The organism is Enterobacter cloacae complex sp. 302F9, assembly GCF_050030335.1.
Lineage (GTDB): Bacteria > Pseudomonadota > Gammaproteobacteria > Enterobacterales > Enterobacteriaceae > Enterobacter > Enterobacter hormaechei_C.
Map to the genome: position 1 here is coordinate 4,289,836 of NZ_JBLGUC010000001.1, position 14,064 is coordinate 4,303,899.

At 55.4% G+C, this 14,064-nt stretch carries 14 protein-coding genes; 8 read left to right on the forward strand and 6 right to left on the reverse strand.

Features of this window, described 5'->3' with window-relative positions; translation table 11 throughout:
• Nucleotides 1-4: 4 nt before the first annotated feature.
• The 6 genes from rng to csrD form a co-directional block, all read right to left on the reverse strand.
• Nucleotides 5-1,474, reverse strand: a complete 1,470-nt coding sequence (rng, locus tag ACQG0T_RS20795) for a ribonuclease G (protein ID WP_003860405.1) — start codon at nt 1,472-1,474, stop codon at nt 5-7.
• Nucleotides 1,464-2,057 (reverse strand): Maf family protein, encoded by a 594-nt coding sequence (locus tag ACQG0T_RS20800; RefSeq protein ID WP_003860403.1) that lies wholly within the window; start codon nt 2,055-2,057, stop codon nt 1,464-1,466. The genes rng and ACQG0T_RS20800 overlap by 11 nt, the downstream gene beginning before the upstream one ends.
• Nucleotides 2,058-2,066: 9 nt before the next feature.
• Entirely contained in the window at nt 2,067-2,555 is a 489-nt protein-coding gene (mreD, locus tag ACQG0T_RS20805; RefSeq protein ID WP_003860402.1) for a rod shape-determining protein MreD, read from the reverse strand.
• Nucleotides 2,555-3,571: a rod shape-determining protein MreC gene (mreC, locus tag ACQG0T_RS20810; protein ID WP_003860400.1), complete on the reverse strand. Its 1,017-nt coding sequence runs from the start codon at nt 3,569-3,571 to the stop codon at nt 2,555-2,557. The genes mreD and mreC overlap by 1 nt, the downstream gene beginning before the upstream one ends.
• A gap of 62 nt (nt 3,572-3,633) precedes the next feature.
• Complete coding sequence (gene mreB, locus ACQG0T_RS20815) at nt 3,634-4,677, reverse strand: rod shape-determining protein MreB (protein WP_000913396.1); 1,044 nt, start codon at nt 4,675-4,677, stop codon at nt 3,634-3,636.
• Between the two features lie 282 nt (nt 4,678-4,959).
• The gene (gene csrD, locus ACQG0T_RS20820) at nt 4,960-6,900 is read right to left on the reverse strand and encodes an RNase E specificity factor CsrD (RefSeq protein ID WP_017693893.1); all 1,941 of its coding nucleotides are present in this window, start codon (nt 6,898-6,900) and stop codon (nt 4,960-4,962) included.
• 184 nt (nt 6,901-7,084) lie between these two features.
• Between csrD and ACQG0T_RS20825 the strand changes: the two genes are divergently transcribed.
• The 8 genes from ACQG0T_RS20825 to panF all read left to right on the forward strand — a co-directional run bounded on the left by ACQG0T_RS20825 (nt 7,085) and on the right by panF (nt 14,063).
• Nucleotides 7,085-8,059 (forward strand): MDR family oxidoreductase, encoded by a 975-nt coding sequence (locus ACQG0T_RS20825; RefSeq protein WP_017382706.1) that lies wholly within the window; start codon nt 7,085-7,087, stop codon nt 8,057-8,059.
• 77 nt (nt 8,060-8,136) lie between these two features.
• Nucleotides 8,137-9,138 (forward strand): protein-methionine-sulfoxide reductase catalytic subunit MsrP, encoded by a 1,002-nt coding sequence (gene msrP / locus ACQG0T_RS20830; RefSeq protein ID WP_015572016.1) that lies wholly within the window; start codon nt 8,137-8,139, stop codon nt 9,136-9,138.
• Nucleotides 9,139-9,738, forward strand: coding sequence for a protein-methionine-sulfoxide reductase heme-binding subunit MsrQ (msrQ, locus tag ACQG0T_RS20835; protein ID WP_003860393.1), 600 nt, complete (start codon nt 9,139-9,141; stop codon nt 9,736-9,738). It abuts the gene before it with no gap.
• 234 nt (nt 9,739-9,972) lie between these two features.
• A complete protein-coding gene (aroQ, locus tag ACQG0T_RS20840; protein WP_003860391.1) occupies nt 9,973-10,425 on the forward strand; it encodes a type II 3-dehydroquinate dehydratase in 453 nt (150 codons plus the stop codon).
• 21 nt (nt 10,426-10,446) lie between these two features.
• Entirely contained in the window at nt 10,447-10,911 is a 465-nt protein-coding gene (accB, locus tag ACQG0T_RS20845; protein WP_015572018.1) for an acetyl-CoA carboxylase biotin carboxyl carrier protein, read from the forward strand.
• Between the two features lie 10 nt (nt 10,912-10,921).
• On the forward strand, nt 10,922-12,271 hold the full coding sequence (accC, locus tag ACQG0T_RS20850; RefSeq protein ID WP_003860388.1) for an acetyl-CoA carboxylase biotin carboxylase subunit: 1,350 nt from the start codon (nt 10,922-10,924) through the stop codon (nt 12,269-12,271).
• 108 nt (nt 12,272-12,379) lie between these two features.
• A complete protein-coding gene (locus ACQG0T_RS20855) occupies nt 12,380-12,622 on the forward strand; it encodes a YhdT family protein (protein WP_003860385.1) in 243 nt (80 codons plus the stop codon).
• Nucleotides 12,612-14,063 carry a sodium/pantothenate symporter gene (gene panF / locus ACQG0T_RS20860; protein WP_032104509.1) on the forward strand — a complete coding sequence of 484 codons (1,452 nt, stop codon included), beginning with the start codon at nt 12,612-12,614 and terminating at the stop codon, nt 14,061-14,063. The genes ACQG0T_RS20855 and panF overlap by 11 nt, the downstream gene beginning before the upstream one ends.
• Nucleotide 14,064: the final 1 nt, after the last annotated feature.

Here is a 14,064-nt window from a genome sequence, read left to right on the forward strand (position 1 = left end):
GCGTTTACATCATGACGACGTCAAACTGCTCCTGGTTATAGAGCGGCTCAATTTGCACTTTTACCTGTTTGCCGACAAAGATTTCCACTTCTGCCAGCGCGTGCGACTCTTCCCCTTTCAGGGCCTCCGCCACCGCAGGGGAAGCATAGACCAGAAAACGGTCTGAGTCGTAGGCATGATGGACACGGACAATCTCACGCATGATCTCGTAGCAGACCGTCTCCACCGTCTTTACCGTTCCGCGTCCATGGCAGGTTGGACACTCATTACACAGGACATGTTCCACGCTTTCGCGGGTCCGTTTCCGGGTCATTTCCACCAGACCGAGCTGCGAGAAGCCATTGATGCTGGTTTTCACGCGGTCCTTACTCAGCGCCTGCTCCAGTGAGTGCAGCACGCGACGGCGGTGATCTTCATTGTTCATATCGATAAAGTCGATGATGATAATGCCGCCCAGATTACGCAGACGAAGCTGACGCGCGATGGCCTGCGTCGCTTCTATGTTGGTGTTGAAGATGGTGTCATCGAGGTTGCGATGGCCGACAAACGCGCCGGTGTTGATGTCGACGGTGGTCATCGCTTCGGTTTGATCGATGATCAGATAGCCACCCGATTTCAGCTCAACCTTACGCTCCAGCGCACGCTGGATTTCGTTTTCAACGTCATAGAGGTCAAATATCGGCTGGCGTCCGGTGTAATGCTCCAGCAGCCCCGGCATTTCCGGGATGTACTCGGCGGTGAACTCCAGTAAGGCTTCATACGTCAGACGGGAGTCCACGCGGATGCGGTCAAGCTGGGCGTCGGCGAAATCACGTAATACGCGCTGAGCGAGCGCCAGCTCACCGTACAGCCTGTAGCGGGTCTGGTTGCGTTTTTTACGCTCCATCACTTTGGTCCAGACGCGCTTCAGGTAGGCCGCATCCGAGGCCAGATCTTCTTCGCTGATCCCTTCCGCCGCGGTACGGATAATAAACCCGCCCTGCTCATCGCAGTAGGCGCTGACCACCTTTTTCAGGCGCTCACGCTCGCTTTCGCTCTCAATACGCTGTGACACGCCGACGTGCGACGCCCCCGGCATAAAGACCAGATAGCGTGAAGGCAGGGTGATGTCGGTGGTCAGACGCGCGCCTTTGGTGCCAAGCGGATCTTTTACCACCTGTACCATCAGATCCTGGCCCTGACGCACCAGCTCAGAGATGTCGCGCACGGCAAATTGCTTTTGCTCTTCGCCTGCCACACATTCGGTGTGCGGCATGATATCGGAGGCATGTAAAAACGCCGCCTTATCGAGCCCAATATCTACAAAAGCCGCCTGCATACCCGGCAGGACACGACTGACACGACCTTTGTAGATATTGCCTACGATTCCGCGTCGCGCTTCACGCTCAATATGAATTTCCTGGAGAATGCCACCATCAATGTAGGCCACACGGGTTTCCGATGGCGTTACGTTTACCAACAATTCAGCCGTCATAATTATCCCTTCCCTCACGCAGTGAGTTAAAATTGCTCAGCAACTCATACGTTTCCACCAGCGGTAAGCCGACTACGGCGTGATAGCTGCCATTTATCTTCCTGACAAAACAGCCACCCAACCCTTGAATACCGTATGCACCTGCTTTATCCATAGGTTCACCGCTGGCGATATAGCCGGCGATCTCCTCGTCGGTGAGGACTCTGAACGTCACTTCCGTTACCACAAGGCAATCCAGAACGTACTGGCTATCTGCCAGCGCTACCGCCGTCATCACCTGATGGGTTTGTCCGGACATATTACGCAGCATCCGCGCCGCATGGTCTGCGTCGCGGGGTTTCTCAAGCACCTCACCATTGAGAATAACGATGGTATCCGCACCCAGCACCGGTAAGTCACGCGGCACGCATGCCACGCCCGCCTGCGCTTTTTCACGCGCCAGACGAGAGACATACTGCTGAGCGCTTTCACCCTCAGCACGTTTTTCTTCGATACCGGTAACGATGCGTTCGAAGGAGACACCCAACTGCGCGAGCAGTTCCTGGCGACGCGGAGAACCGGAGGCAAGATACAAAGACGTCATAGAAACCTTTTATTGCACGGCAAACTGCTGGCGAATTTTACGCATCAGCAGGAACAGCCACGGCCAGAGCACACCGTTTACTACACTACTCCAGAACACTTCCGGTCGGAAAGAGACGTTGATCACTAAAAACTCTGCCCAGAAAACAACGATATCCGCAGCGAGCGACAACAACATCACTACCAGCGCCTGTTGCCAGAGCGCAAGGTTACGAAAGAGCTGGAATTTGAGTGCGACGAGATACGCAATAATGCTCATGGATAAGGCGCGGACGCCAAGCGTAGAGCCACTGATAAGATCCAGTATGGCACCCATCACAAAACCTGTGCCGACATTTACGCGGTGCGGCAGGGCAAGGATCCAGTAGAGCAAAATGAGCAATACCCAGTTTGGCCGGAAAACAAGAATGTCGTCCGGCCAGGGCATAATTTGCAGCAACAGTGCAACGAGGAATGAGAGCCAGATTACCCAGCGCCCCTGGCTACGATAACTGGCCACTACTGCCCTCCACCCGAGACTTGCGGCGGTGGGGGCGCATCCGGCAGCGGCTGCGTTAACCCCGTCGCCGGAGCCGGTACGGGTGCAGGTGGTCCCATCGCATCCGGCGCAGGCAGCACCTGCGGCATCATCTGCATCAGGCGTTCGTTGGCCACGCGATGCACATCTTCCGGGGTCATCGGGTTAGCGCCGTTACGATCGGCGCCCCACAGCAGCAACAGGTAGCGCAAACGCTGCAAGCCGGCCGTTGGACGCGCCTGAATCACGGTGTAGGCACGCTGAGTGTCGAGCTTCACGGAAGAGACAACCGCAACCGGGTAGCCCTCAGGGAAACGACCGCCCAGACCGGACGTCACCAGCACGTCGCCCACGCGGATATCCGTGTTGGCAGGCAGGTGTTCCAGTTGCAGATCGTCCGTGCAGCCATTACCGGCGGCAATCACGCGAATATCGTTACGCAGCACCTGAATCGGCAGTGCATGGGTGGCATCGCAAATCAGCAACACGCGGCTGGTCAGTTTGGCAACCGCCACAACCTGGCCCACGACGCCCTTATCGCTGATGACAGGCTGACCTTCGTATACGCCGTTCACGCTGCCTTTATCAATCACCACCTGATCGCTGTACGGATCGTTTACGGTGGAGATTACCTGGGTGACCATTTTCTGTTCATCCTGGCGCAGCGGCGAGCCGAGCAGTTCGCGCAGACGGGCGTTTTCCTGCTTATATTGCCCCAGCATCAGCAGCTCGCTATTTTTCAGCAGCAGTTCCTGGCGTAACGCACGGTTTTCGAGTTCGAGCTGGTCACGCGATGAGAGCGTTTGCGACACGGAGTCGAGCAGTTCACGGGGACCATTTGAAATAAAGTAGAAAGGACTGACGGCGGTATCCATGTACGTTCGGATCTGGCTGAACGTACCGAGGCGGCTATCGGCAATAATGACCCCGAGCGCAACCAGAACCGCCAGGATCAGGCGAAACTGTAGCGACGGGCCACGGCTAAAAATTGGCTTCATAGGCTATGCGTATTCTCGCGTCAGAGAGAAAGGGTAGCAAATTGCTACCCTCTCACACCCGACTACTCTTCGCTAAACAAGTCGCCGCCGTGCATGTCGATCATTTCCAGCGCCTTGCCACCACCACGGGCGACGCAAGTCAGTGGATCTTCTGCAACTACGACAGGAATACCTGTCTCTTCCATTAACAGGCGGTCGAGGTTACGCAGCAGCGCACCACCACCGGTCAGAACCATACCGCGCTCGGAGATATCGGAAGCCAGCTCTGGCGGGCACTGTTCCAGCGCAACCATCACCGCGCTCACGATGCCGGTCAGCGGCTCCTGCAACGCTTCCAGGATTTCGTTGGAGTTCAGGGTGAATCCGCGTGGCACGCCTTCAGCCAGGTTACGACCGCGAACTTCGATCTCGCGTACTTCATCACCCGGATAGGCAGAACCGATTTCATGCTTGATGCGCTCTGCGGTTGCTTCACCGATCAGAGAGCCGTAGTTACGGCGAACGTAATTGATGATGGCTTCGTCGAAACGGTCGCCGCCGATACGCACGGAAGAGGAGTACACCACACCGTTCAGGGAGATAACGGCCACTTCAGTGGTACCGCCACCGATATCCACCACCATAGAACCGGTAGCCTCAGAAACCGGCAGACCCGCACCAATTGCCGCAGCCATCGGTTCTTCAATCAGGAACACTTCACGCGCACCGGCACCCTGAGCGGATTCACGGATCGCACGGCGTTCAACCTGGGTTGCGCCAACCGGCACACACACCAGCACGCGCGGGCTTGGGCGCATGAAGCTGTTGCTGTGAACCTGCTTGATGAAGTGCTGAAGCATTTTTTCGGTCACGAAGAAGTCAGCAATAACGCCGTCTTTCATAGGGCGGATCGCGGCGATGTTGCCCGGCGTACGGCCCAGCATCTGCTTCGCATCATGACCTACTGCGGCCACGCTTTTTGGCGAGCCGGCACGATCCTGACGAATGGCCACAACGGAAGGCTCATTCAATACGATGCCTTGTCCTTTTACATAAATAAGGGTATTCGCGGTACCCAGGTCAATGGACAGGTCATTGGAAAACATGCCACGAAATTTTTTCAACATACTAAGGGATAATCCTGAAAGCTGGGGCGGAAAACAAAATCCGCTTACTTTACCAACCACACGCAGCAGCGACAAGGCGCAAAAATCGTCTGCTACGGTGAAAATTAGTGCAGCACGTTTCCTTTGTTACAAATTCATCCCCTGAATCCCTCAGGGCTGAGTAAACAGCAGCGTCCCTCACTTTCACTTGTAACCCACTAAAGGTCGTTCACTGGCTTTTATGCTCGTCTTACTCAAAGCTACAGGCGCGATATTCTACGTGAAAACAAAGTAAACGGCAGGTCAAACAGAGTATCTTTGCAAATATTTTTTCACATTGGTGTCAAGCGGCTGAGAGGCGGCAAAAAAATCCCCCTGACCGCCCGTCACGCCGCGCTCTGTCAACATCTGCCATTCACTACGTGAACGTACGCCTGTGGCAAATACTTGCGTTTGCGTTCCTTTGCACGCTTCCACCAGGCTTTGTACCAGCAGCTGGTTTTCCGTGCGTTTTTCAATATTCCTTACCAGACCCGGATGCAGCTTCAATAATTCAACATCCAGCTCTTTGATCCAGCGGGTGCTCACCAGCGTCAAACCCGCCTGGGTTACCGCCACGCGAGCCCCAAGCGCATTGATTAAACGCACTACCGGGCGCAACCGGCTGATGTGTTGACCTACATCTGCCTCTGCAAGTTCAAAAATAATGCGTTTGCGTTGCGATTTTTCGCATTGCATTAATGTGTCACGTAACCAGCGCTGGAAACGCGGACGGATCAGCGATTCGACGGTCACCTGTAAAGCCAGATTTTCTTCAGGCCAGTACGATAAAAACGGAATGAGACGGGTGATTTGCTGACGGTCATACTCTTCGGACAATCCGAATTGCAACACCATGGGCAGATATTCCGCGGAGATAACCTCTTCAGTGCCATCAAAAATACGGCACATCAGCTCACGATGATGAACATGACCATTCTTCATGACCGCCGGTTTTTGATAGATGCGCGGTCCGCCCCGGCTCAGCATCTGTTCAATCAGGGTTCGCCAGCGCACGTTGCCGCGCCCTTTCTCCGGCAGCGTATCATCATAGACTGCCCAGCCGTTCGCCCCCTGCAATACGGCGTTACGCGTGGCCGCTTCCGCATGTTCCATCACCTGCTCCGTCGACTGACCGCCGCGCCAGGCACAGATGCCCATATGCACCATATCGTCTCTGTCGAGCATTTTGCTCTGGGGCAGCGCATCGACGGCTTTCAGCAGCTGGCTGGCGATACTCTCGGACTCCTTTAAGGTGCGATGCGGCAGCAAGACGGCAAAATCGCTGCGGTGGTAGCGTGCCAGTAACGCGCCGGGGTAGCGCATAATAAAGGTGGACAGCAGGTTAATCAGCGTAAAGAGGTTCTCTTCCGCCACGCGCTGACCCCAGGTATCACGGAGCAGATCGAAGTCGGGCAGGCGAATCATCATTACCACGCCATGCGTACCCACCTTTTCGGGGTCATCAAGAAGGGTAGCCAGCTGATTATCAAAAAAGAGACGGTTGTTGAGGCCCGTTTTGTTATCCTGCGCGGCGTAAGAGCGAATCAATGTGTCCATACGGCTACGCTGATCGCTGGCAAACTGGATTTCGGAGAGCAACACGTCCAGGGCGCTACTGGTGCGTGATGGCCATTCATAAACCGATCCCCGCACCTGTGGACCCCGTTCGCCATTCAGTATCCGCACGGAGCGTGTTTCCAGCAGCTCCTGGCCGGAAAGTTGACGACGCTGCCAGCGAACGGCGAGGAAAATCAGCAGTACGATAAAGGCAACGGCGATGGTTAAGGGCGCGGTGGTCATAAGCGAGCGTAAATAGTTGCTCATCGGATCCTGGTACATCAGATGAATTGTCATACCCGGATGTTTAAGTGAATTAACCGTGACGTTCCGATACTGATCTACCGTGCCGGCAGGACGATAGCTGCCCTGGCGGGTATGGCTGAAAACGGTCTGCTTCCCCTGTTTAATGTCGATCTGCACGATATCCACAGGCACCATTAACTCATCCAGCTCACGCGAAAGCGCCGGGAAGGAGGTTGCAATCAGGCGAGTGTCGATAACCGATGCAACCGATTCAACCCGGTTAACCAGCTTATCCTGGATGGCATTGTAAAAGCTCAGCGAGCAGCCGATTAGCGTGACAAATATGGTCAGCCCCGTCAGCAAGGTGATAAAAGCTGAGAACTTCGTCGTTAATCGCATCCTTGAGATTACTCCGTGGGTTGAAGGGGGGGGCAAGTGAGCACTAACTTGCATTTCAAATGCGGCATACTACCAAACCTGGCGTATCTGGCAATTTATTGCGTTAAATCGGCACTGCGTTTCATTGAGCGAGTATAGTCATCAGAACATATTTTCCCATCATCAAACCTAGTGAGGACCCAGTATGCAGGCTTTGATCTTAGAACAGCAGGACGGCAAAACCGTTGCCTCAGTGCAAGCCATCGAGGAGAGCCGCCTGCCGGAGGGCGACGTGACCGTAGATATCGACTGGTCCAGCCTGAACTATAAGGATGCGCTGGCCATTACGGGAAAAGGTAAAATCATCCGAAATTTCCCGATGGTGCCAGGAATCGACTTTGCAGGCCGCGTACATACCAGTGAAGATCCACGTTTTCACGCCGGACAGCAGGTGCTGCTCACCGGCTGGGGCGTAGGTGAAAACCACTGGGGCGGACTGGCAGCGCAGGCGCGCGTAAAAGGTGACTGGCTGGTCCCGATGCCGAAAGGCCTGGACGGTCGTAAGGCGATGATCATCGGCACGGCAGGTTTCACCGCCATGCTGTGCGTGATGGCGCTGGAAGAGGCCGGGATCCGCCCTGACTCTGGCGAAATTGTCGTCACCGGCGCCAGCGGCGGCGTGGGCAGCACGGCCGTCACGCTGCTGCACAAGCTGGGGTATCAGGTCGCTGCCGTCTCAGGCCGCGAAAGTACGCATGATTATCTACGTCAGTTGGGCGCAAGCCGTATTCTGAGCCGCGACGAATTCGCCGAGACCCGCCCGCTGGAAAAACAGGTCTGGGCTGGCGCAGTAGATACCGTCGGCGACAAAGTGCTGGCGAAGGTGCTGGCGCAAATGAATTACGGCGGCTGCGTGGCGGCCTGTGGTCTGGCGGGCGGTTTTGCCCTGCCGACGACGGTGATGCCATTTATTCTGCGTAACGTGCGTCTTCAGGGTGTCGATTCGGTCATGACCCCAGCCGAGCGGCGAGCTGAGGCCTGGGAACGTCTGGTGCAGGATCTGCCAGCCTCATTCTTTGACCAGAGCGCCACTGAGATTACCCTGAGCCAGGCGCCAGAGTTCGCCAGTAAAATCATGGACAATCAGTTCCACGGTCGTGCGCTGGTTAAAATCGCCTAATCTTCAAATTTTCGTGACATATTCGCGCTAACCCTCCTCCTCCGTCATGCTTAGAAAAACGCCTGACGGAGGATGCCATGAAAACCCGAAAACTGACGGAAGCCGACGTAACGTCTGAATCTGTCTTTATGCTACAGCGCCGCCAGATCCTGAAAATGCTTGGCATCAGCGCCACCGCCCTGACGCTCACCCCTGCGGCCCATGCCGATCTGCTCGACTGGTTTAAGGGCAACGATCGCCCGAAAGCCCCCTCCGGCGCACCGCTTAACTTCACCAAACCGGCGCAGTGGCAGAATAAACTGGCGCTGACGCCGGAAGATAAAGTCACCGGCTATAACAACTTCTATGAGTTTGGTCTCGATAAGGCCGATCCTGCCGCCAACGCCGGGAGCATGAAAACCGATCCCTGGACGCTGAAGATAGATGGCGAGGTGGCAAAACCGCTGACGCTGGATCATCATGACCTCACCACCCGCTTCCCACTTGAAGAGCGCATTTACCGTATGCGCTGTGTGGAAGCCTGGTCGATGGTGGTGCCGTGGGTAGGTTTCCCTTTGCATAAACTGCTGGCGCTGGTTGAGCCCACCAGCAACGCGAAGTATGTTTCCTTCCAGACGCGCTACGCCCCGGACGAGATGCCAGGCCAGAAGGATCGGTTTATCGGCGGCGGGCTGGAGTATCCCTACGTTGAAGGTTTACGTCTCGACGAAGCCATGCATCCGCTTACGCTGCTCACCGTCGGGGTTTATGGCAAAGCGCTACCGCCGCAAAACGGGGCGCCCATTCGCCTGACCGTACCGTGGAAATACGGTTTCAAGGGCATCAAATCGATCGTCAGCATTAAGCTCACCCGTGAACGCCCCCCCACCACCTGGAACCTGGCAGCGCCTGACGAGTATGGTTTTTTTGCCAACGTTAACCCGCACGTTGACCATCCGCGCTGGTCGCAGGCAACGGAACGTTTTATCGGCTCCGGCGGCGCGCTGGATGTTAAACGCCAGCCAACGCTGCTGTTTAACGGCTATGCGGATGAGGTGGCATCCCTCTACCGTGGGCTGAATTTACGGGAGAACTTCTAAGTGCGTTTAACGGCAAAGCAGATAACCTGGCTGAAGGTACTCCTGCATTTAGCCGGATTGCTCCCCTTTATCTGGCTCTTCTGGGCAGCCAGCCAGGGACAGTTCAGTGCCGATCCGGCGAAAGATATTCAGCATTTTACGGGTCGGATGGCTCTGAAATTTTTGCTGGCGACCTTGCTCGTCTCACCGCTGGCGCGCTACGCTAAACAGCCATTATTGATACGCACCCGTCGGCTTTTAGGGCTATGGTGTTTTGCCTGGGCGACGCTGCATCTCACCAGCTACGCCCTGCTGGAACTGGGCATTAACAACCTGGCACTCCTTGGCAGCGAACTGGTGACGCGTCCCTATCTGACGCTGGGTATCGTAAGCTGGCTGGTTTTACTGGCGCTGACGCTGACATCCACGCAGTATGCGCAGCGAAAACTGGGTCGACGCTGGCAACTGCTGCACAACTTCGTCTATCTTGTCGCGATCCTCGCCCCGATTCATTACCTGTGGTCGGTGAAGATTTTATCCCCTCAGCCGGTCATCTACGCCCTGCTGGCCCTGGCCCTTTTAGCGTGGCGTTACAAGAAGTTCCGCCAGTGGTTGCGATAGTTCACGAAACTGTGCGTTTTCCCGCAGATTATTTATCAACCGCGAATCTTTTTCGGATAGCGGTTGATAATCTTCCCTGATAAGACCAGTATTTAGCTGCCAAATGCTACGAAATCGTTATAATGTGCGACTTCGGTTTTCCGGACAGGGGTTTTAGGCCTCTGAAAGGGTGACAATTGCGCTTTGAGGGTATATGTTGTTTTTTACCCGAAAATCGCAGGAGATAGCGGCACAATGGCTGACAAATTCCAAATTTTAGTATTGAACGGTCCGAACCTGAACATGCTCGGCACCCGTGAGCCAGAGAAGTACGGCACGCTGACATTGAGCGAAATTGTTAACCGTCTGAGTACGGAAGCAGCCTCGCTGAATGTGGATTTGGACCATTTTCAGTCAAACGCGGAGTACGCAATCATCGACCGTATTCATCAGGCTAAAGACACTGTGGACTATATCCTGATCAATCCGGCCGCGTTTACGCACACCAGTGTTGCTATACGCGACGCACTGCTCGCGGTGAGTATCCCGTTTATCGAGATCCACCTGAGTAACGTGCACGCCCGAGAGCCGTTCCGCCACCATTCCTACCTGTCAGATATCGCCGCTGGCGTGATTTGTGGGCTGGGTGCAGACGGCTATTCATACGCTTTACAGACAGCGGTAAAACGCTTGTCACAATCACACTAAACAAGAGTACGGAACCCACTCATGGATATTCGTAAGATTAAAAAACTGATCGAGCTGGTTGAAGAATCAGGCATCTCCGAACTGGAAATTTCTGAAGGCGAAGAGTCTGTACGCATCAGCCGTGCAGCCCCGGCCGCTAGCTTCCCGGTAATGCAGCAAGCTTACGCTGCGCCAGTGCAGCAGCCTGCGCTCTCCGCAGCCGTTGCACCAGTGGCAGCAGAAGCGGCACCTGCGGCTGCAACAGAAATCAGTGGTCACATCGTACGTTCCCCAATGGTTGGTACTTTCTACCGCACCCCGAGCCCGGACGCGAAGGCGTTCATCGAAGTGGGTCAGAAAGTCAACGTAGGCGATACCCTGTGCATCGTTGAAGCCATGAAAATGATGAACCAGATCGAAGCAGACAAATCAGGTACTGTGAAAGCGATCCTGGTCGAAAGTGGTCAGCCGGTAGAATTTGACGAGCCGCTGGTCGTCATCGAGTAACGAGGCGAACATGCTGGATAAAATTGTTATCGCCAACCGTGGCGAGATTGCACTGCGTATTCTTCGTGCCTGTAAAGAACTGGGCATCAAGACCGTGGCCGTGCACTCAAGCGCGGATCGCGATTTAAAACACGTATTGCTGGCGGATGAGACGGTCTGTATCGGTCCGGCTCCGTCCGTAAAAAGCTATCTGAACATCCCGGCGATCATCAGCGCCGCCGAAATCACTGGCGCGGTCGCGATTCACCCGGGTTATGGTTTCCTCTCTGAGAACGCCAACTTTGCTGAGCAGGTTGAACGCTCTGGCTTTATCTTCATTGGCCCGAAAGCCGACACCATTCGCCTGATGGGTGACAAAGTGTCTGCCATCACCGCGATGAAAAAAGCCGGCGTGCCAACCGTACCGGGCTCTGACGGCCCGCTGACCGACGATATGGATGCTAACCGCGCCCATGCTAAACGCATTGGTTACCCGGTGATCATCAAAGCGTCCGGCGGCGGCGGCGGTCGCGGTATGCGCGTTGTACGCAGCGATGCTGAACTGGCGCAGTCCATCTCCATGACCAAAGCGGAAGCGAAAGCGGCTTTCAGTAATGACATGGTGTACATGGAAAAATACCTGGAAAACCCACGCCACATCGAAATTCAGGTGCTGGCTGACGGTCAGGGCAACGCGATCTATCTGGCAGAACGTGACTGCTCCATGCAGCGTCGTCACCAGAAAGTGGTCGAAGAAGCGCCAGCGCCGGGCATTACGCCTGAACTGCGTCGCTACATCGGTGAGCGTTGCGCCAAAGCGTGTGTCGATATCGGCTATCGCGGGGCGGGTACCTTTGAGTTCCTGTTCGAAAACGGCGAGTTCTACTTCATTGAGATGAACACCCGTATTCAGGTTGAACACCCGGTTACCGAAATGATCACCGGCGTTGACCTGATCAAAGAACAGCTGCGTATCGCAGCCGGTCAGCCGCTGTCCATCAAACAGGAAGAAGTTGTGGTTAAAGGCCATGCGGTAGAGTGCCGTATCAACGCCGAAGACCCGAATACCTTCCTGCCAAGCCCGGGTAAAATCACGCGTTTCCACGCGCCGGGTGGCTTTGGTGTGCGCTGGGAGTCCCATATCTACGCCGGTTACACCGTACCGCCGTACTATGACTCAATGATTGGTAAGCTGATCTGCTACGGCGAAAACCGTGACGTGGCCATTGCCCGCATGAAGAACGCCCTTCAGGAGCTGATCATCGACGGGATCAAAACCAACGTTGATCTCCAGATGCGCATTATGAGCGACGAGCACTTCCAGAATGGTGGGACTAACATCCACTACCTGGAGAAAAAACTCGGTCTGAACGAGAAGTAAGAGACCAGTGTTGCTAAAAGGCCGGATTATCCGGCCTTTTTTATTTCTGGGGATCGCTAAGCCCCATCATGTACAATCCCCGCTTTCTTCATCCACAAGGGACAAAAAATGGACAAACGTTTTGTTCAGGCCCATAAAGAAGCGCGCTGGGCGCTGTGGCTGACCCTTCTCTATCTCGCCGCGTGGTTAGTAACTGCTTACTTACCTGATTCGGCGATTGGCATTACCGGCCTCCCGCACTGGTTTGAAATGGCCTGCCTGCTGCTGCCGCTGGTGTTTATCCTGCTGTGCTGGGCGATGGTGAAATTCATCTATCGCGATATATCACTGGAGGACGATGATGCAGCTTGAAGTCATTCTGCCCCTTATCGCTTACCTGTTCCTGGTGTTTGGCCTGTCGGTTTATGCGATGCGTAAACGTTCGACCGGCACCTTTCTGAACGAGTATTTCCTCGGGAGCCGCTCTATGGGTGGCGTCGTGCTGGCCATGACGCTGACCGCCACGTACATCAGCGCCAGCTCGTTTATCGGTGGCCCCGGCGCCGCTTATAAGTACGGGCTGGGCTGGGTACTGCTGGCCATGATCCAGCTGCCTGCCATCTGGCTCTCTCTGGGCATACTGGGTAAAAAGTTTGCCATTCTGGCCCGTCGCTACAATGCCGTAACGCTGAACGATATGCTGTTTGCCCGCTATCAGAGTCGCTTGCTGGTATGGCTGGCAAGCCTGAGTCTGCTGGTGGCGTTTATTGGCGCAATGACGGTGCAGTTTATCGGCGGGGCGCGACTGCTGGAGACGGCTGCCGGGATCCCCTATGAGACGGGCCTGGTCATTTTCGGTGTGAGTATCGCGCTGTATACCGCGTTTGGCGGGTTCCGCGCCAGCGTACTCAACGACACGATGCAGGGGATGGTGATGCTCATTGGCACCCTCGTTCTGCTGGTGGGTATCGTGCATGCCGCAGGGGGCCTGAGCCATGCGGTTGAAACCCTGGAAGCGATCGATCCGAAACTGGTCTCGCCGCAGGGGGCGGATGACATCCTCTCTCCAACCTTTATGACCTCGTTCTGGGTACTGGTGTGCTTTGGCGTGATTGGCCTGCCGCATACCGCCGTGCGCTGCATCTCATATAAAGACAGCAAAGCGGTGCACCGCGGGATCATTATCGGGACAATTGTGGTGGCGATCCTGATGTTCGGTATGCACCTGGCGGGTGCGCTGGGACGCGCGGTGATCCCTGACCTTACCGTACCGGATCTGGTCATTCCAACCCTGATGGTGAAAGTGCTTCCGCCGTTTGCCGCCGGGATTTTCCTCGCCGCACCCATGGCGGCCATTATGTCGACCATCAACGCTCAGTTGCTGCAAAGTTCCGCTACGATCATTAAAGATCTCTATCTGAATTTGCGCCCTGAACAGGTCGAAAATGAGCGACGCCTCAAGCGCATGTCGGCGGTGATTACCCTGGTGCTGGGGGCGTTGCTGCTGCTGGCCGCGTGGCGTCCACCGGAGATGATCATCTGGTTGAACCTGCTCGCCTTTGGTGGGCTGGAGGCCGTTTTCCTGTGGCCGCTGGTGCTGGGGCTCTACTGGGAACGCGCGAATGCCGCGGGTGCATTAAGCGGCATGATTGTCGGGGGCGTCCTGTATGCCGTTCTCGCCACGTTTAAAATTCAGTATCTGGGCTTCCATCCGATCGTGCCTTCGTTACTGGTAAGTTTACTGGCGTTTGTGGTGGGAAACCGTTTTGGTCGACCGGTGCCACAAACTGTCCTGATTTCTACTGACAAATAAA